16 protein-coding genes are annotated in these 17,846 nt (G+C 69.6%); 12 read left to right on the top strand and 4 right to left on the bottom strand.

Annotated elements, in window-relative coordinates:
- Nucleotide 1 precedes the first annotated feature (1 nt).
- Nucleotides 2-556, top strand: a complete 555-nt coding sequence (locus EPN98_RS11105) for an AAA family ATPase (RefSeq protein WP_293362763.1) — start codon at nt 2-4, stop codon at nt 554-556.
- Between the two features lie 31 nt (nt 557-587).
- Here the strand turns inward: EPN98_RS11105 and hrpB are convergent, their stop codons facing one another.
- Nucleotides 588-3,020, bottom strand: coding sequence for an ATP-dependent helicase HrpB (gene hrpB, locus EPN98_RS11100; RefSeq protein ID WP_293362762.1), 2,433 nt, complete (start codon nt 3,018-3,020; stop codon nt 588-590).
- Nucleotides 3,021-3,260: 240 nt separating this feature from the next.
- On the opposite strand from hrpB, the gene EPN98_RS11095 reads away from it, so the two are divergent.
- From EPN98_RS11095 to EPN98_RS11060, 8 genes are all read left to right on the top strand, one after another.
- Complete coding sequence (locus tag EPN98_RS11095) at nt 3,261-4,778, top strand: amino acid permease (protein ID WP_293362761.1); 1,518 nt, start codon at nt 3,261-3,263, stop codon at nt 4,776-4,778.
- Between the two features lie 81 nt (nt 4,779-4,859).
- A complete protein-coding gene (locus EPN98_RS11090; RefSeq protein ID WP_293362760.1) occupies nt 4,860-5,543 on the top strand; it encodes an MBL fold metallo-hydrolase in 684 nt (227 codons plus the stop codon).
- A gap of 66 nt (nt 5,544-5,609) precedes the next feature.
- Nucleotides 5,610-6,347 (top strand): response regulator, encoded by a 738-nt coding sequence (locus EPN98_RS11085; RefSeq protein ID WP_293362759.1) that lies wholly within the window; start codon nt 5,610-5,612, stop codon nt 6,345-6,347.
- Nucleotides 6,344-7,684, top strand: a complete 1,341-nt coding sequence (locus EPN98_RS11080; protein WP_293362758.1) for an ATP-binding protein — start codon at nt 6,344-6,346, stop codon at nt 7,682-7,684. The genes EPN98_RS11085 and EPN98_RS11080 overlap by 4 nt, the downstream gene beginning before the upstream one ends.
- A 123-nt stretch (nt 7,685-7,807) precedes the next feature.
- Nucleotides 7,808-9,391, top strand: a complete 1,584-nt coding sequence (locus EPN98_RS11075) for an efflux RND transporter periplasmic adaptor subunit (RefSeq protein ID WP_293362757.1) — start codon at nt 7,808-7,810, stop codon at nt 9,389-9,391.
- On the top strand, nt 9,388-10,074 hold the full coding sequence (locus tag EPN98_RS11070) for an ABC transporter ATP-binding protein (RefSeq protein WP_293362756.1): 687 nt from the start codon (nt 9,388-9,390) through the stop codon (nt 10,072-10,074). The genes EPN98_RS11075 and EPN98_RS11070 overlap by 4 nt, the downstream gene beginning before the upstream one ends.
- Nucleotides 10,071-11,297, top strand: a complete 1,227-nt coding sequence (locus EPN98_RS11065; protein WP_293362755.1) for an ABC transporter permease — start codon at nt 10,071-10,073, stop codon at nt 11,295-11,297. Before EPN98_RS11070 ends, EPN98_RS11065 begins: the two co-directional genes overlap by 4 nt.
- A gap of 74 nt (nt 11,298-11,371) precedes the next feature.
- Nucleotides 11,372-11,584: a general stress protein gene (locus tag EPN98_RS11060; protein WP_293362754.1), complete on the top strand. Its 213-nt coding sequence runs from the start codon at nt 11,372-11,374 to the stop codon at nt 11,582-11,584.
- A 104-nt stretch (nt 11,585-11,688) separates the two neighbouring features.
- On the opposite strand, the gene egtB is transcribed toward EPN98_RS11060, so the two are convergent.
- Nucleotides 11,689-13,905 carry an ergothioneine biosynthesis protein EgtB gene (gene egtB / locus EPN98_RS11055; RefSeq protein WP_293362753.1) on the bottom strand — a complete coding sequence of 739 codons (2,217 nt, stop codon included), beginning with the start codon at nt 13,903-13,905 and terminating at the stop codon, nt 11,689-11,691.
- A gap of 253 nt (nt 13,906-14,158) precedes the next feature.
- Between egtB and EPN98_RS11050 the strand changes: the two genes are divergently transcribed.
- Entirely contained in the window at nt 14,159-14,698 is a 540-nt protein-coding gene (locus EPN98_RS11050) for a sigma-70 family RNA polymerase sigma factor (RefSeq protein WP_293362752.1), read from the top strand.
- Here the strand turns inward: EPN98_RS11050 and EPN98_RS11045 are convergent.
- Nucleotides 14,658-14,861 (bottom strand): hypothetical protein, encoded by a 204-nt coding sequence (locus tag EPN98_RS11045; protein ID WP_293362751.1) that lies wholly within the window; start codon nt 14,859-14,861, stop codon nt 14,658-14,660. The two genes, EPN98_RS11050 and EPN98_RS11045, sit on opposite strands and share 41 nt — an antisense overlap.
- A 304-nt stretch (nt 14,862-15,165) precedes the next feature.
- On the opposite strand from EPN98_RS11045, the gene EPN98_RS11040 reads away from it, so the two are divergent.
- On the top strand, nt 15,166-16,725 hold the full coding sequence (locus EPN98_RS11040; protein WP_293362750.1) for a long-chain-fatty-acid--CoA ligase: 1,560 nt from the start codon (nt 15,166-15,168) through the stop codon (nt 16,723-16,725).
- 163 nt (nt 16,726-16,888) lie between these two features.
- Here EPN98_RS11040 and EPN98_RS11035 read toward each other — a convergent pair whose 3' ends face one another.
- Nucleotides 16,889-17,503, bottom strand: a complete 615-nt coding sequence (locus tag EPN98_RS11035; protein WP_293362749.1) for a glutathione S-transferase family protein — start codon at nt 17,501-17,503, stop codon at nt 16,889-16,891.
- 111 nt (nt 17,504-17,614) lie between these two features.
- On the opposite strand from EPN98_RS11035, the gene EPN98_RS11030 reads away from it, so the two are divergent.
- Nucleotides 17,615-17,845 (top strand): hypothetical protein, encoded by a 231-nt coding sequence (locus EPN98_RS11030; protein WP_293362748.1) that lies wholly within the window; start codon nt 17,615-17,617, stop codon nt 17,843-17,845.
- Nucleotide 17,846: the final 1 nt, after the last annotated feature.

Genomic DNA, 17,846 nt, shown 5'->3' with positions numbered 1-17,846 from the left:
CATGCGCGGCCGGGTCGTCGTGCTGAACGGCGTCAGCAGCGTGGGCAAGAGCTCCACGGCCAGGGAAATCCAGCGGCTCGCGAGCGCGCCGTTCCTGCACATGGCGATGGACACGTTCCTCGAGATGCTGCCGCCGCGCGTCCTGAACCATCCCGACGGGTGGTCGTTCGAGGCGCTGATCGAGGACGGTCACCCCGCGGTCGCCATCCACTCGGGCATCCTTGTGACGCGCATGCTGGCGGGCATGCGACGCGCCGTGGCGGCCATGGCTTCGCAAGGCAACAACGTGATCGTCGACGACGTGATGTTCGAGCCCGGCGAAGACGAGGACTACCGCACGGTGCTGCAGGAGCACGACCTGCGCATCGTCGGCCTGAGAGCGCCGCTGGAGATCGTCGAGGCGCGGGAGCGGGCCCGCGGCGACCGCGAGGTCGGCCTCGCGCGTTGGCAGTTCGAGCGGGTCCACCGGGGTCGAACGTACGACCTGGAGCTCGACACCTCGGTCGAGACCGCCGAGGCCTGCGCGGCGCGCATCGTGCGGGCGTTCGACCTGTAGGCGCCGACCCGGCGCAGGCGCGCGCCAGGCCTCATGTCCCTCGCGGTTTGGCCCGGGCGGTCGGTTGGGCCGTTGCCGGGTCCTCGGGCCAGAGATGCTTCGGGTAGCGCCCACGCATGTCGGCCCGCACGTCCCGCCAGGACCCTTTCCAGAACCCCGGCAGGTCCTGGGTGGTCTGGATGGGCCGGTGGGCCGGGGACAGCAGCGACAGGGTGAGCGGGACGCCGCCGACGCCGGGATGGACGGCCAGGCCGTAGACCTCCTGCACACGAACCTCGACGCGCGGACCGCCCTCAGCGGCATAGTCGATGGCGAAGCTGTTGCCGGTAGGGGCGGTCCAGCGGGCGGGTGTCTCGGTGTCGAGGCGGCGCTGCTGAGCCCAGGGGATCAGCGTGCGAAGCGCGCCGTCGAGGACGTCTGGCTTCAGGCCGCTGAGGCCGCGCAGGCCGTGGAGGACGGGCAGCAACCAGGCGTCAAGCCTGTTCAGAAGCGCCTCGTCCGACAGATCGGGCCAGGACGCGTCTCGGGCATGCAGGAACCGGACTCGCTCGCGCAGGCTCCGGGCGGCGTCGCCCCAGGGCAGGACCTTCAGGCCGTCGCGCCGGACACGGTCGGCCAGGGCGCGCGCGATCAGGTCGGGATCGGGGCTCTCGTCGACCTCCTCGCGGATCGCCAGCCGGCCCAGGCGGGTGATGCGCTTGGCGCGCAAACGGCCGCCAGCGGTCTCCTCAAGGCGTTCCTCGACCTCGAACTGGTCCTTGAAGGCGGCGAGTTCGGCGGGCTCCAGCGGCGCGGCCAGGGTGATGCGGTCGCGGGTCTGGCCGCCGCCCAGTTCGGCCACGGCCAGCCAGGGCTCGCGGGCGAGCTGATCGGTCGGCTCCACGAAAGCGCCACGGCCTGTGACCAGCTGAAACTCCCCCTGCCCGCCGCGCGCCTTGGCGATGCGTTCGGGATAGGCGTAGGCCAGCAACAGGCCGTCCGAGATCGGCTCGCCCTGTCCCGGCTTTCCGGCCATCCCGGCCCAGCGCTCGGCCAGGGCCCTGGCGTCGCGGGCGCGGGGACTGCGGTCTCGCTCCAGACCCTCCAGGCGGTGGCGCAGATCGGCGTCGCGTCCACCGAGCGTGCGCTCGGTGATCAGCGCCGCTATGCGGGCGGCGCGCCCAGCCTGACCGGTCTCGGCGGCCTTCAGGATCATGTGGGCCAAACGTGGCGCCAGCGGCATGTCGGCAAGCGCGCGGCCGTGGGCGGTGAGGACGCCGTCGTGGTCCAGCGCTTCCAGGCGTTCCAGCAGGGCGCGCGCCTCCTTGAACGCCGCCGCGGGCGGCGGGTCGAGGAAGTCGAGCTCGGCGGCGTCCTTCGTACCCCAGCGCGCGAGGTCGAGGGCCAGACCCGACAGGTCGGCGTCAAGGATCTCGGGGTCGGCGAAGGCGGGCAGCGCGCGGGTCTCGGCTTCGTCCCAGAGGCGGTAGCAGGCGCCGGGCTCGGTGCGGCCGGCGCGGCCGCGGCGTTGGTCGGCGGCGGCCCGGGAGACGCGGATGGTGGCCAGGCGCGTGAGGCCGCTGGCGGGGTCGTAGCGGGGCACGCGGGCGACGCCGGAGTCGATCACCACGCGGACGCCCTGGATGGTCAGGCTGGTCTCGGCGATCGAGGTGGCCAGCACGACCTTGCGCTTGCCTTCGGGAGCCGGCTGGATCGCCTGGTCCTGCGCCCGGGGGTCGAGCGCGCCGTAGAGCGGCGCGATCTCGACGTCCGGGCGGCGGACGCGCTCGGCCAACCGCTCGGCGACCCGCAGGATCTCGCCCTGCCCCGGCAGGAAGACCAGCAGGCTGCCGAGCTGTTCGGACACCCCGCGCTCGATGGCGCGAACCACCTGATCCTCGAGGCGGGCGGCCGGATCGCGGCCCAGGTAGTGGGTCTCGACCGGGAACATCCGGCCCAGGCTCTCGACCACCGGCGCGTCGTCCAGCAGCCGGGCCACGGCCGCGCCGTCCAGGGTGGCCGACATGACCAGGATCCGCAGGTCCTCGCGCAACAGCCTTTGGGCGTCGCGGGCCAACGCCAGGCCCAGGTCGGCGTCCAGGCTGCGCTCGTGGAACTCGTCGAAGATCACGCAGGCGACGCCGGGCAGTTCGGGGTCCGCCAGCAGCATGCGGGTGAAGACGCCCTCGGTGACGACCTCGATGCGGGTGCGGGCCGAGACCCTGGACTGCATCCGCACGCGGAAGCCCACGGTATCCCCGACGCGCTCTCCGAGCGTGGCCGCCATGCGTTCGGCGGCTGCCCTGGCGGCGAGCCGGCGAGGCTCCAACACCACCACCTTGCCCCCCGCCATCCACGGCTCGGCCAGAAGTTCGAGAGGAACCACCGTGGTCTTGCCGGCGCCCGGGGGCGCAACCAGCACAGCGGCATTGCGCGCGGCCAGCGTCGCCTTCAGTTCGGGCAGGGCCTCGTGGACGGGAAGCATTGACCCGGCTCTAGCGCGCCCTCAGGCGAAGTGGAAACCGGTTCGCCGCCCGGAGGGCGCGCCAGAGCCAAGGCAAAGAACGCGCAGTCAATCGGCAAGGTTGACTGCGCGGGGCCTGCACCTGGGGCATATGGGAACCGGTTCCGGCCTTCCCGCTTGACCACAGGGCCACACGCAGGCCACGGTCGCGCCAAATTTTACCCGGCGGCCGGGGGGCCGCCATTCGGAGGACCTCCATAAATGTGGCGCGTTAAGCCGCTCGACGCGATCCTGGCGACCGCGGAGAAGAAATCCCTGCACCGCTCGCTGGGCCCCTTCCAACTCACCATGCTCGGGATCGGCGCCATCATCGGCACCGGCATCTTCGTCCTGACCGCCGAGGCGGCCCAGAAGGCGGGCCCGGGCATGATCCTGGCCTTCGTCATCGCGGGCTTCGTCTGCGCTGTGGCCGCGCTCTGCTACGCCGAGATGGCGGCGATGGTCCCGGTCTCGGGGTCGGCCTACACCTATAGCTACGCCGTGATGGGCGAGATGCTGGCCTGGATGGTCGGCTGGGCGCTGATCCTGGAATACGCTGTCGCGGCCGGCGCGGTCTCGGTGGGCTGGTCCGGCTATGTGGTCGGCCTCATCGAGAACGCCTTCAGCATCGACATCCCAGACCTTCTGGTCCGCGGTCCGTTCGACGGCGGCATGGTCAACCTGCCGGCCATGGGCATCGCCCTGGTGGTGACCGCCCTTCTGGTGGTCGGCACGCGGGAGTCGGCGACGGTCAACGCCTTCCTCGTCGCCATCAAGGTGGCGGCGCTGGGCCTGTTCATCGTGCTGGCGGTGCCGGTCATGAACATGGAGAACTTCACCCCGTTCATGCCGTTGGGCTTTGCAGGGGTGTCTGCCGCCGCGGCCTCCATCTTCTTCGCCTATGTCGGTTTCGACGCCGTTTCAACGGCGGCTGAGGAGACGAAGAATCCACAGCGGAACATGCCCATCGGCCTGATCGGCTCGCTGGGCATCTGCACCATCTTCTACATCCTGGTGGCGTCGGGCGTGATCGGCGGTGTCGGCGCCCAGCCCATTCTCGACGCATCCGGCGCGGGCATGCGCCCCGGCAGCCCGGAACTCAGCGCCGCGTGCGCCGCCCTCGGCGACACCAAGGTGGTGTGTTCGAAGGAAGCACTGGCCTGGACGCTGCGCGAAATCGGCTGGCCCCAGATCGGCAACCTGATCGGCCTCGCGGCCGGCCTGGCCCTGCCCTCGGTCATCCTGATGATGATGTTCGGTCAGACCCGCATCTTCTTCGTGATGAGCCGCGACGGCCTGCTGCCGCCCGTCCTGTCCAAGGTGCACCCGAAGTTCCACACGCCGCACGTGATCACCATCATCACGGGCATCTTCGTGGCCCTGTTCGCCGCGTTCTTCCCGGTGGGCATCCTCGCGGACATCTCGAACTCGGGCACGCTGTTCGCCTTCGCCATGGTGGCCATCGCGGTGCTGGTGCTGCGACGCACAGACCCGGACCGCAAGCGTCCCTTCCGGACACCCGCCGTGATGCTGGTGGCTCCGCTGGCGGCGATCGGCTGCGTCTACCTGTTCATCAGCCTGCCGCACGAGACGCAGCTGATGTTCGTCGGCTGGGCGATCATCGGACTGATCGTCTACTTCTCGTACGGCTACCGGAAGAGCCACGTGGCTCACGGGTCGCCCGAGACCCACGAACTGGACGCGGACGCACCCCCGCCGCCGGTTCCGCCGATCTCCTAGGCGACGCTTACGAACAAGGAAGGCCCGGGATCACTCCCGGGCCTTTTCTTATGGGCCGCGACCCCCGATCATAGGGGCGTCATGAACGCGCCCACGCCTCCGCCCGCCCTTCCGATCCGCGCCCTGATCGCGCCCGTCACGCCGCTCCAGCAGAACTGCACCATTGTGTGGTGCGTGAAGACCATGAAGGCGGCGATCATCGATCCCGGCGGCGAGGTCCCGCGGCTGATGGCGACCCTGAAGGAACACGGGCTGACGCTGGAGAAGATCTGGATCACCCACGGCCACCTGGACCACGCGGGCGGAACCGCGGCGATCAAGGAACTCACCGGCTGCCTGATCGAGGGGCCGCACCCGGACGACCAGTTCTGGATCGACGATATCGGGACCTCGGGGGCCAAGTGGGGCATGCCCGACGCCAAGACGTTCGTCCCCGATCGCTGGCTGCACGACGGCGACGTGGTCACGCTGGGCGAGACCCAGTTCGAGGTGATTCACTGCCCCGGCCACACGCCCGGCCACGTGATCTTCTTCCATCGAGAGGCCCGCTTCGCCCAGGTGGGCGACGTCCTGTTTCAGGGCTCGATCGGGCGCACGGACTTCCCGCGGGGGAACTACAAGGACCTGATCGACGCCATCACCGGCAAGCTGTGGCCGCTGGGCGAGGACGTCCGGTTCGTGCCGGGCCACGGGCCGATGTCGACCTTCGGCCAGGAGCGCAGGACGAACCCCTTCGTCGCCGACGACGTGCTGTCGGACGAATGACCACAGTCTCTCCGGCGTTTCAGGTGAGACATTTGTACGTTACGGCCGGCGACCAAGCTGGCCACCATGGAGACAGCGACTGACATGGCCGGCGCCGGCGCCCGAATCCTGATGGTCGACGACGACCCGGGCATCCGCGATGTGGTGTCCGACTTCCTGGGCCGTCACGGCTACAAGGTGGAGACCGCCGGCGACGCGATCGAGATGGATCGCGTCCTTGAGCGCGGCCCCGTCGACCTGATCGTGCTGGACATCATGATGCCGGGCGAGGACGGGCTGGCCGTCTGCCGGCGCCTGACCACCAGCGAGAGCGCCCCGCCGATCATCATGCTGTCGGCGATGGGCGAGGACACCGACCGCATCGTGGGCCTGGAACTGGGCGCCGACGACTACCTGGCCAAGCCGTGCAATCCGCGTGAGCTGCTGGCCCGCGTGCGCGCCGTGCTGCGGCGTTCGGACCAGCGGACCACAACCGGGGCCCTGGGCGCGGGCTGCGAGTTCGCGGGCTGGCGACTGGATCTGGTGCGGCGCGAGCTGCGTTCGCCGGCCGGGGTGGTCGTGAACCTCAGCTCGGGCGAATTCTCGCTGTTGCGGGCTTTCGTCGAGCGGCCGCAGCGGGTGCTGACCCGCGACCAGCTGCTGGAGTTCGCCCGCGGCCCCGACAGCGACGCCTTCGACCGGGCGATCGACGTGCAGATCAGCCGCCTGCGCCGCAAGCTGGACGACGGCGGCGGCGGCCACGACCTGATCCGCACCATCCGCAATGAGGGCTACATGTTCACCGCCAAGGTGAAGCGGACATGAAAGCGCCATTGCGGCCCACCGCGTCGCTCCTCGTCCAGTTGCTGACCCTGACGAGCCTGACGCTGGTGACCGCATGGGCGATGAGCACGGCGCTGCTGTTCCTGCTGCCCCCGCCGGCGCCCGACTTCTACCGGACCAGCGAGATCGAGCGAACCTACCGGGGATCGCCGCCCACGTTTACCGAGCGGCAGCCCCTGATGCGGACCGTCCAGGACAAGCCGCCCTCGCCCCTCCTGGAAGGGCCGACAATCCCGAACATCCGCGCGAAAATCGCCGAGGACCTGGGCGTGCCGGTCAGCGACATCGTGCTCGCCGGCGAGCGCGGCCCGCTTTCGGATCGCCGCGTCGGCCGGATCATCCGCGACCGCGCGGCGCGGGCCGGCATGAGCAGCGAGGAACACTTCCTCATCAACCCGTTCCAGGTCGGCGTCCGGCAGCCGGACGGCCGGTGGGCCGTGGTTCGCACCGAGCCCGAGTTCGGGCTCAATGACTGGCAGCAGCGGGTCGCCCTGTGGTTCGCCCTGTCCGCCCTGCTGATGACGCCGGTGGCCTGGATCTTCGCCCGACGTCTGTCGCAGCCGATTCAGGTGTTCGCACAGGCCGCGGAGCGACTGGGCCGCGACCCCAAGGCCCCGCCCCTGGAACTGCGCGGCCCGTCCGAGATCAGCATGGCCGCCCGCGCCTTCAACGAGATGCAGCAGCGCCTGCAGCGCTATGTCGAGGACCGGACCGCGATGGTGGGCGCGATCGCGCACGACCTGCGCACGCCGCTGACCCGCCTGCGCTTCCGCATCGAGGGTCTGCCGGAAGAGCAGCGCGCCAAGTACGCCTCCGACCTCGACCAGATGGAGGAGATGATCGCCGCCACCCTGGCTTTCGTCCGCGACGCCACCAAGACCGGCGAGCGCACGCCCCTGGAGCTGTCGTCGCTGGTGGAGAGCCTGTGCGACGAGATGGCCGAGACGGGCGCGAAGACCGAGGTGGAACAGGGCGAGAAGGTGGTGCTGGAAGGCGACCCGATGGCGCTGCGGCGACTGGTGGCCAATCTGCTGGAGAATGCGGTGAAGTTCGGGGGCCAGGCGCGGGCGCGCGTGTTCCAGGACGCCGACCATGCCGTGGTCGAGATCGACGACGACGGCCCCGGGATACCGCCCGCCGACACAGAGCGGGTGTTCGAGCCATTCTACCGCCGGGAGCCGTCGCGAAATCGCCAGACCGGCGGCATCGGGCTGGGGCTGGCGGTTGTGCGCACCATCGCCCGCGGCCACGGGGGTGATGTCAGCCTGACCAATCGCGCCGGGGGCGGCCTGCGGGCGCGCGTTGAGCTTCCGCTGTAGTGGCCGCCGGTTGGCGGATGACACCGTCTCGACCCACGCCGTAATGGAAATGAAATCGGACGGCAAAGCCCGTCAGGCGTAGTCACGACGGGTTCATCGCGGCCCGACGATAGCTGGGGACACATGAGCGCAAATCCGACTGCCCGCCGGCGCAGGTTCCGCATTCCCAGGGCGGCCTGGATCACCCTGGCCATCGTCGCGCTTGGCATCGCCGCGGCGGTGGCCTGCCAGATGCGGCCGAAGCCCGAGAAGGACCCCTACCGGCTGGCCGCGGTCGAGCGCGGCGACGTCACGCGCGCCGTCTCTGCCTCGGGGACGCTGCAGGCGCTCATCACGGTGGACGTCGGCTCGCAGATCTCAGGCCAGGTGACGAAGGTGCTGGTCGACTTCAACGATCAGGTGCGCGCCGGCCAGACTCTGGCGATCCTCGATCCCTCCACGTTCCAGTCGCGCGTCGCGCAAAGCCAGGCGGACATCGCCGCGGGCGAGGCCGCCGTGCGGCAGGCGCAGGCCACGCTGGCCAACGCCCAGGCCGACTACAATCGCAAAAAGACCCTGGTCGACGGGGGCTGGACCTCACCGGCCGCCCTCGACGCGGCCACCGCGGCCATGCGCACGGCCCAGGCCAATGTGGCGGCGGCGCGGGCCCGGGTGAACCAGAGCCAGGCTGCGCTCCGCATCCAGCGCACGGATCTGGGGCGCACCACCATTTCGGCGCCCATCGACGGCATCGTTGTGGACCGCAAGGTAGAGCCCGGCCAGACCGTGGCCGCCAGCCTGCAGGCGCCGGTGCTCTTCACGATCGCCCAGGACCTGTCGAAGGTGGAAGTGAAGATCAGTGTCGACGAGGCCGACGTCGGCCAGGTGATGGAGGGCCAGATGGTCCGCTTCACCGTCGATGCATTCCCGGACGACACCTTCGAAGGCATCGTCACGCAGGTGCGCAAGCAGCCGACGACCGAACAGAACGTGGTCGCCTACACCGTGATCGCCGAGGCTGATAATCCCCAGCGCAAGCTGCTGCCCGGCATGACCGCCAACGCCGACATCGTCATCGAGACCAAGCGCAACGTCATGAAGGTCCCGGCCGCGGCGCTGCGCTGGACCCCGCCATCGGAGAGCGGCAGCTCAGGCGGCGGCGGCGTGATGATGGGTCCGCCCGGGATGAGTGGGCCGCCGGGCGGCGGCAATCGCCAGGCCGGCGGCCAGCGTGGACAACGCGGCGGCATGGGCGCGCGGATCGTCGAGCAGCTCGACCTGGACGCGAAGCAGAAGAAGGCCTGGGAAGCCATCCAGGCCGAGATGGCGCCCAAGCGCCAGGCGGCGTTCGCCTCGGCCGGCGGCGACCGGCGGGCGGCCATGGAGGCCATGCGAAAGGTCTCGGAAGAGAGCTTCGCCAAGCTGAGCCCCCTGCTCCGCCCGGACCAGAAGACCAAGCTGGCCGCGCTGCGCGAGACGATGGCCCAGGGTCGCGGCCGGTTGGCCGGCATGCGCGGCGGAACGGTCTACATCCTGGACAAGGACGGCAAGCCCCAGCCGGTCGCCGTTCGGGTGGGCGCCTCGGACGGCTCCAACACCGAGATCGTCAGCCGCGACCTGAAGGCCGGCGCGCAGGTGATCATCGGCGGAGGTCCCAAGCCCAAGCCCCGGCCCGGCGGCTCGATGGGCGGCGGCCCACCCGGCGGCGGCGTCCGGGTGAAGATGTGATCGAGTTCCGCGACCTCACCAAGGTGTACGTGATGGGCGAGGAGCAGGTGCCGGCCCTCGCCGGCGTCTCGCTCACCATCGAGCGGGGCGAGTACGTGGCGGTGATCGGCCCATCGGGTTCGGGCAAGTCGACGCTGATGAACATCCTGGGCGGCCTGGATCGGCCCACCTCGGGCAGCTACCGCTTCGAGGGCGAAGAGGTGGGCGAGTTCGGCGACGACGCTCTGGCCGACTTCCGCCGCCGGCGCATCGGGTTCGTCTTCCAGTCGTTCCAGCTGCTGCCGCGCCTGACCGCGCTGCAAAATGTCGAGCTGCCGATGATCTACGCCGGCATGGCCCCCGCCGAGCGCAAGGCGCGGGCCCGCGAGCTTCTGGATCGCGTCGGCCTGGGCTCGCGCATGGGCCACAGACCCACGCAGCTGTCGGGCGGGCAGCAGCAGCGGGTGGCGATCGCCCGCTCGTTGGCGAACCGCCCTGACCTGCTCCTGGCCGACGAGCCCACCGGGGCGCTGGACACCCACACAGGGGAAGAGGTGCTGAAGCTGTTCCAAGAGCTGAACGGCGACGGCCTGACCCTGGCGATCGTCACCCACGATCCGGACGTCGCCAACGAGGCGCACCGGCGTGTGGCGTTCCGCGACGGCCTGATCGTCTCGGACGAGCGCTCGGGGGTCGCCGCATGAGGTTCTACGAGCTGATCCGCTTCGCGGTGGGCGCCATCGTCGCGCACCCGATGCGCAGCGCGCTGACCTCGCTGGGCGTGGTGATCGGCGTCGCCGCCGTGGTGATGATGACCGCCATCGGCCTGGGCGCCCAGCAGCGGATCACAGGCGCCATTTCGGGCCTGGGCTCGAACCTGATCATCGTGATGCCGAACTTCCAGCGCGGCCCGGTCAGCCAGGGCGCCGGCGCGGGCCAGTCGCTGCGCGACGCCGACGCCGAGGCGATCTCTCGCCAGGTCGAGGACGTGGCCGCCGTAGCCCCCAGCGTCACCAGCCGCGCCCAGTTGGCCGCCGACGGCGCCAACTGGAACACCCGCATCGAGGGCGTGACGCCAGAGTATCTGATCGCCCGCGACCTGGTGATCTCCAACGGCCGGATGTTCGACGAGCGTGAGGCGCGGCAGGGCCGCAAGGTCCTGGTGCTGGGCGCCACGGTGGCGCGCGAGCTGTGGGGCGACGCCGACCCGGTCGGCCGACGCGTCCGGGTGCGCACGGTGCCGTTCGAGGTCATCGGCGTGCTGGAGAGCAAGGGCCAGGCGGGCCTGGGCCAGGACCAGGACGACGTGGTGCTGGCGCCGCTGCAAGCGGTTCGGTCGCGGCTGGTGGGCCGGCGGTTCCGCGGTGACGCGATCCAGACGATCTATGTGAAGTCGAACGAGGCCGAAACGCTGGACCGCGTCCAGGAGGACGTCGTCAACCTGCTGCGCGACCAGCACAAGATCCGCCAAGGCGAGGAGGACGACTTCCAGACCCAGAACATGGCCTCGATCCTGGCAACGATGCAGGCCGCCGTGGCGACCTTCACGATCTTCCTCGCCGCGGTGGCGGCAGTGTCGCTGGTGGTGGGCGGCGTCGGCATCATGAACATCATGCTGGTGTCGGTGACCGAGCGGACGCGCGAGATCGGGCTGCGGATGGCCTTGGGCGCCAAGCGCTCCCACGTGCTGATCCAGTTCGCCCTGGAGTCCATCGCGCTCTCGATGGCGGGCGGTCTGCTGGGGCTTCTGATCGGCATCGGCGGAGCGCTGACGGTGGCCAAGCTGGCGGGCTGGCCGGCGGCCATTCCGCCCTGGGCCGCGCCCTTGGCCCTGGGGTTCTCGATGGCCGTGGGCCTGGTCTTCGGCGCCTACCCGTCGTGGCGCGCGGCCCGGCTGGACCCCATCGAGGCGCTTCGCCGCGAATAAGCCTCACGCGTTAACGCAACCTTGGCTGGACCTCGGGGGTTAGCCCTTCGCAAGCCCCAGAGGAGAGCCCCTCGATGCCCACTGCCGATACCGGCAAGCCCCGCGCCCGTCGCGGATTCGCCGCCATGAACCCCGAACGACGCCGTGAGATCGCCCGCAAAGGGGGCGCGAGCGTACCCGGCGAGAAGCGGTCATTCGCCAAGGACCGCGACCTGGCCGCCTCGGCCGGCCGCAAAGGCGGAGAAGCTTCTCGCGGCGGCGGCCGCACGCGCGGCCGCGAGAGCTAGACACCCGACCGATGTCTTCCCTTCGCGGGGGAGACATCGGCGCGGGACCTGCGAACCGCCCGCCCCATCCCTGGGGCGGGCTTTCGCATGTCGGAACCTGGGTCTCAGGCGCCGAGCAGGACGATGCCAAACGCCGGGTCGGGGCTGATCCACTGGGACGCGACCCGCCATCCGGCTGACCCGGCCAGATCCGCGAACCGCGCCAGCGTGAACTTGTACGAATTCTCGGTGTGGATCGTCTCTCCGGCCGCGAAACGGTAGGCGCGGCCGGCCACATGCGCCACCTGGTCCTTGCAGCTCACCAGATGCATCTCCATCCGGCTCTCGGCGGCGTTCCAGATCGCCTGATGCTCGAACGTCGACAGGTCGAAGTCGGCGCCCAGCTCGCGATTGATGCGGGTCAGCAGATTCTTGTTGAAGGCCGCCGTGACACCGCGCGCATCGTCATAGGCCGCCACAAGGGTCGCCGGGTCCTTGGCGATGTCGATGCCGACGATGAACGACGCCCCCTGCCCCAGCAACCGCCGCGCCGCGCCCAGAAAGGCGCGAGCCTGAACCGGGGTGAAATTGCCGATGGTCGAGCCCGGGAAGAAGCCGACGATGGGCCGGCCCTCGGTCTCGGGCGGCAGCCGCAGCGCATTGGTGAAGTCGTCGCGCAGCGGAGCCACGGTGAGGTCAGGATAGTCGGCCCGGATCGCCCGGGCTGCGCCCTCCAGCGCGGACGCGCTGATGTCGATGGGCGCGTAGACGCCCACCTGCGGCGCCGCATCCAGGACAATGCGGGTCTTGGTGCTGGCGCCGGACCCGAACTCCACCAACGCCGACCCGTCCGGGATCGCCGCGGCGATCTCGGGGGCGATGCGGGTCAGCAACGCCACCTCGGTGCGGGTGGGATAGTACTCGGGCAGCTCGGTGATTTCCTCGAATAGCTCCGAGCCACGGGCGTCGTAGAAGTGCTTCGGCGGGATCGACTTTTCCGACCGCGAGAGACCGGCCACGACGTCAGTCTCCAGGTCCGAAGGGCGAACGCCCTCGCCCGCCCCGTCCTTCGCCAGGCGCAGGCCTGAGAACATCCAGCGCTGATGCGGATAGAAGAAGTTGCGGTAGGTCGCCCGGATATGCCCCGGCGGGGTCACGCACGCGCCGCCTCGCAACACGAACTGGCCCGACATGAACTTGCCGTTGTACTCGCCGACCGCGCCCTCGGCGGGCCTGTAGCCGGGGTACGGCAGATAGGCGCTGCGGGTCCATTCCCAGAGGTCGCCGAACATCTGCTGCAGGCCCTCATTTCCTGACGGCGCCTGGGCCGCCAGGGCGCCGGAGTCGCGGAAATTGCCCTGCGGGGCCACCGATCCGGCGGCATGTTCCCACTCGGCTTCGGTGGGCAGGCGGGCGCCGGCCCAAGCGGCGTAGGCGTCGGCCTCATAGTAGCTGATGTGGCTGACCGGCTGGGCCGGATCCAGCGGGCGCAGCCCGTGCAGGCCCATGGCGCGCCAGCCGTCCGCCGTCTCGCGCCAGTAGATCGGCGCCCGCCAGTCCTCAGACCGGGCCAGCGCCCAGCCCTCGGACAGCCAGAATTCGGGCTTGGCGTAGCCGCCCGCCGCCATGAAGGCCAGCCACTCGGCGTTGGTCACCAGACGGTCGGCCAGGCGAAACGGCTCCAGCCACACGCGATGCCGCGGTCCCTCATTGTCGAACGCGAACCCTCGGCCGTCATGGCCGATCTCAACAAGCCCGCCGGCAAAGCCGGTCCAGGTCAGAGGCGCGGGTTGGCCGGAAGCCGGCGCGCGGGGCGGCGCAAAGGCGGGGGCCAGCGGCGACTGGGCGAAGAGGTGGAGGATATCCATCAACATCAGTTCCTGATGCTGTTCCTCGTGCGCCAGACCCAGGTCGATCAGCTCGGCATGCGCCTGCGCCCCGGCCGCCAGCAGCTTCTCCATGCCGGCGTCCACATGGGCGCGATAGGCCAGGATGTCGGCGACCGACGGACGCGTGATCAGGCCGCGCGCGGGCCGCGGCTGCCGGGGGCCGACGGCCTCGTAGTACGAATTGAAGAGATATCCGAACCGCCCATCGAAGACCCGATAGCCGGGCAGATAGGGCGTCAGCACGAAGGTCTCGAAGAACCACGTGGTGTGCGCCAGATGCCATTTGGTCGGGCTGGCGTCCGGCATCGACTGGGCGCCCATGTCCTCGGGGGTCAGCGAGCGGATCAGCGCCTCGGTGGCGCGTCGCAACGCACGGTAGCGAGGCAGCGCGGGCGCACCGTCGGCTTTGGAGGCGACCCGGGGCGGAGCCTCGGGTCGATCGGTACTGCGCATGGAAGCTCCCCTTGGACCAGGGCGTGTCATACTGACGCACCCTGCACAGGATAATGTGGGCACGAAACCGGAACAAACAACCGGTTCCCCTATGCAAATGCGCGATAACGAGGATAGCGAACGCCGATTGGACGGATGAGTTCCGAATTTCGCGCAGGCCGCCGCGGAACGCTCGCCCCACGCCAACGTTCAACCGCAACTGGTAGCGACAAAACCCACGGTCGGGGTCATGATGTTGTGCGAGGGGGACACGATGAGTTCCACGACGAGTTGGCGCGATGAAGTCGTGGGCCTGATCCCCGCCCTCCGGGCGTTCGCCTGGTCGCTCAGCCACAATGGATCAGACGCCGACGACCTCGTGCAGGACACCCTGATCAAGGCGTGGTCCAACCGCGACAAATTCGAGCCGGGCACCAACCTGCGGGCCTGGCTCTTCACGATCCTGCGAAACACCTACTACACCAGCGTGCTTCGCCGCCGGCGCGAGGTCCGCGACGAGGAAGGCGAGTACGCCAGCACGCTCAAGACCCCGCCCACCCAGGACTGGAGCGTGGCGATGCGGGCGCTGCAGACGGCGCTGGGCCAGCTTCCCGCCGAACATCGAGAAGCGCTCATCCTGGTGGGCGCCGCCGGCCTCTCCTACGAGGAGGCGGCCGAGATCTGCGGCTGTGCGCTGGGCACCATCAAGAGCCGTGTGAACCGCGCCCGCGCCCGCCTGCTGAAGATCATGGACGCCGAGGACGCGAGCGACGTCATGGCTCTGGAAACGATGTCGGCGATGGGGACGGCCTGACCTCGTCATCCGTCGCGGCGAGGCGCGCCGCGATCCGCGCATCCTCGGCCAAGGCCGCCGCATCCAGTTGATCCACGACGTTCTGCAGATGCTCGGGAACCCCGCGCGCCTGTAGCTTGTCGAACATCCCCGTCAGCGCCGCATCGAGTGCGTCGCGCTTCATTCCATTGCCCGTCAACGGTCCGTCCCCCGTTGGACCCACCTTACGCCCAAGCCGCATCCGGCGACAGTCTGCCAGCCGACTTTGCGTGAGCGCGCCGTCCGCTCGCCGGGATAGGCCCATGGCACACCCCTCCAGGGGGTCTTCGCGTCCGTCTGCCGGCATGTCGGCACGGCGGTTCGCCCGGGGGCTTCCGCACCGAAATGCAGGCGGTGGTCCCACGTCGCGTTTGGCGTACGCGTACGCTTCGGCTAGCTAGTCGGCTGAGACAGGTCATCAGAGCCTGTCCTGGGAGTGAAGCCTGCGAATGTCCGCCGATCCGATCAAGCTGCTGACCGATATCGCCACCGTCCACGGCCGCGAGCGCGGCGACAAGGTGGCCGTCCACTTCGAGGGCCGGGACCTCACCTACGCCGAACTCGACCGCCGCTCGGACCGCGTGGCGGGCCTGCTGCAGCAGGCGGGCGTGAAGCCGGGCGACCGGGTGGCCTGGCTGGGGCGGCCTTCAGAGGCCTGGTACGAAATTTTCTTCGGCGTCGCCAAGGCGCGGGCGTGTTTCGCGCCGATCAACTCGCGCCTGGCCGTGCCCGAGATCGCGTTCATCCTCAAGGACTCGGCGGCCAACGTCTTCTTCGTCACGCCCGAGTTCTTCGACGCCGCGGTGACCGTGGCCGAGCACGCCGGACGGCCGATCCAGGTCATCGCCGTGGGCGGCGACCATCCCACGTTCGCGGGCTACGCCGCCCTGCGCGACGCCGCGCCGCCGCCGAAGCTGGAGCCTCCCAAGGCCGAGGACGACGTGCTGCAGCTCTACACCTCGGGCACCACCGGGCTGCCCAAGGGCGTTCGGCTGTCAAATGCCAACTACTCGGCCTTCCTGGCCCTGCGGCATCTGATCGAGGGTTTCAGCTACGACGCCGACGACACCGTCCTGATCCTGATGCCGATGTTCCACGTCGCCGGGACGAACATCAGCTTCTCGGGCATGGCGGCGGGCGGACGCATCGTGCTGCAGGCCGAGTTCTCGCCGCCCGCGGTTCTGAAGGCCTTCGGGGACGAGCGGGTAAACCACGTGTTCCTGGCGCCGGTGATGATCAACGCGCTGCTACAGACGCCCGGGGTAGAGCAGGCTGATTTCTCCAGCCTGAAGACCGTCTCGTACGGGGCTTCGCCGATCTCGGAGGCGGTTCTGGCCAAGGCGACCGAAGTGTTCGGCTGCGGCTTCATACAGTTCTACGGCATGACCGAGACCACCGGCGCGGGGACGACGCTCGCGCCCGGAGAGCATCGGGGCGAGCTGCTGCGGTCGTGCGGCCGACCCTGGGCCACACTTGAGACCCGCATCGCCGACGAAGACGGCAACACTCTGGGCGCGGGCGAAATCGGCGAGATCGAGATCCGCGGGCCGATCGTCATGGCGGGCTACTGGAACCGGCCCGAGGCGACGGCCGAGACCATCCGGCCGGACGGCTGGCTGCGCACGGGCGACGCCGGGTTCATGGACGAGAACGGCTTCTTCTTCGTCCACGACCGGGTGAAGGACATGATCGTGTCGGGGGGCGAGAACGTCTATCCGGCCGAGGTGGAGAACGCGATCCTGGGCTGTCCCGGCGTGGCCGACGCCGCGGTGATCGGCGTGCCCGACGACAAATGGGGCGAGGCGGTGAAGGCCATCGTCGTGAAGGCGGCGGGTCAGGACCCCGACCCGGCCGCCATCATCGCCTGGGCCCGCGAGCGCATCGCCGGATACAAGGCTCCCAAGAGCGTCGACTTCATCGACGCCCTGCCGAGGAACCCGTCGGGTAAGGTGCTGCGCCGGGAGCTGCGCAAGCCCTACTGGGAAGGCCGCGACCGGAAGGTCGGGTAGGCCTTCCCCCCGGTCGGGAGGGTGGCGACCCCGGACTTGATCCGGGGGAGACGGGTGGGGAGGTCGCGATCCTTACTGACGTCAGCACTCCGGCCCGCACTTCCCCACCCTGCTCGCGTTTGGCGAGCTGTCCCCTCGGAGGAGAGGGAAAGTCCCAGTCTGGCTAGGCGCTCGCCGCCGCGCTGGGCCGCGCCTTCACGCGTTCGAACCAGTCGACGATCCGCTTGTTCTTCGGATCCAGCGGCTGACCCACGATCGCCCCGAAGTCGAGGAAGGCGAACAGCAGGATGTCGGCCAGGGTGAAGCGGGCGCCGCCGATCCAGGGCCCCTGCATGTTTTCGTCGATCCACGCGACCCCGTCCTGGGCGATGGCCTTGAGGCCCGCAGAGGCCTCGGGCAGGCAGCGCAGGCGGCTTTCGAACATCGCCAGGCCCTCGCCAAAGCGGAAGCCGTTGGCCAGCGGCTCGCAAACCTTCAGGTCGACGCGGCGGGTCCACATCCGCGTGTGGGCGCGTTCCTCGGACGTGGTGCCGATCAGCGGCGGGTTCGGCGTGTGCTCCTCGAGGTACTCGCAGATGGCCGTGATCTCGGTGATGTGGCTGCCGTCGTCCAGCTCCAGGGCCGGGGTCTGGCCCGCCGGATTGACCGACAGATAGGGCGCCTTGCGGTTCTCGCCCGAGCGCAGGTCGACCTCGATGCGATCCAGGTCGACGCCCTTCTCGGCCATGAACATCTTCACGACCCGCGGGTTGGGTCCGATCGACGTATAGAGCTTCATCTTGGTTCCTCCGTGTTCTCGAATTTGTGAGCCCTGACCTTCCCGCCTAGCACACCTCCCCGGTTCCGCATGGGTAGAATCACTCGCCCGACAGGCGTATAACGCCGCCCCATGCAAGAGCGCAGCTTCCGCCAGGATCTGACGGGCTCGGACGAGAGCCTCGACGATCTCCTGTCGCGCCTGAAGGCTCAGCTTTCGCGGCCCAAGACGCGCCCCGGCCGGTATCCTCCGCCGGACTCCGGACATTTCGTAACCTCCCGCCGGCCTCTGGGCGGCGCAGGCGGCGCCGAGGCCCCGGTGCCCGTCGAACGCAGCATTCCGGACTGCTTCGCACCGAACTGAG

Source organism: Phenylobacterium sp. (assembly GCF_004299445.1).
In the GTDB taxonomy this organism is placed as follows: domain Bacteria; phylum Pseudomonadota; class Alphaproteobacteria; order Caulobacterales; family Caulobacteraceae; genus Phenylobacterium.
This window is presented reverse-complemented; position numbering and strand designations above follow the sequence as displayed.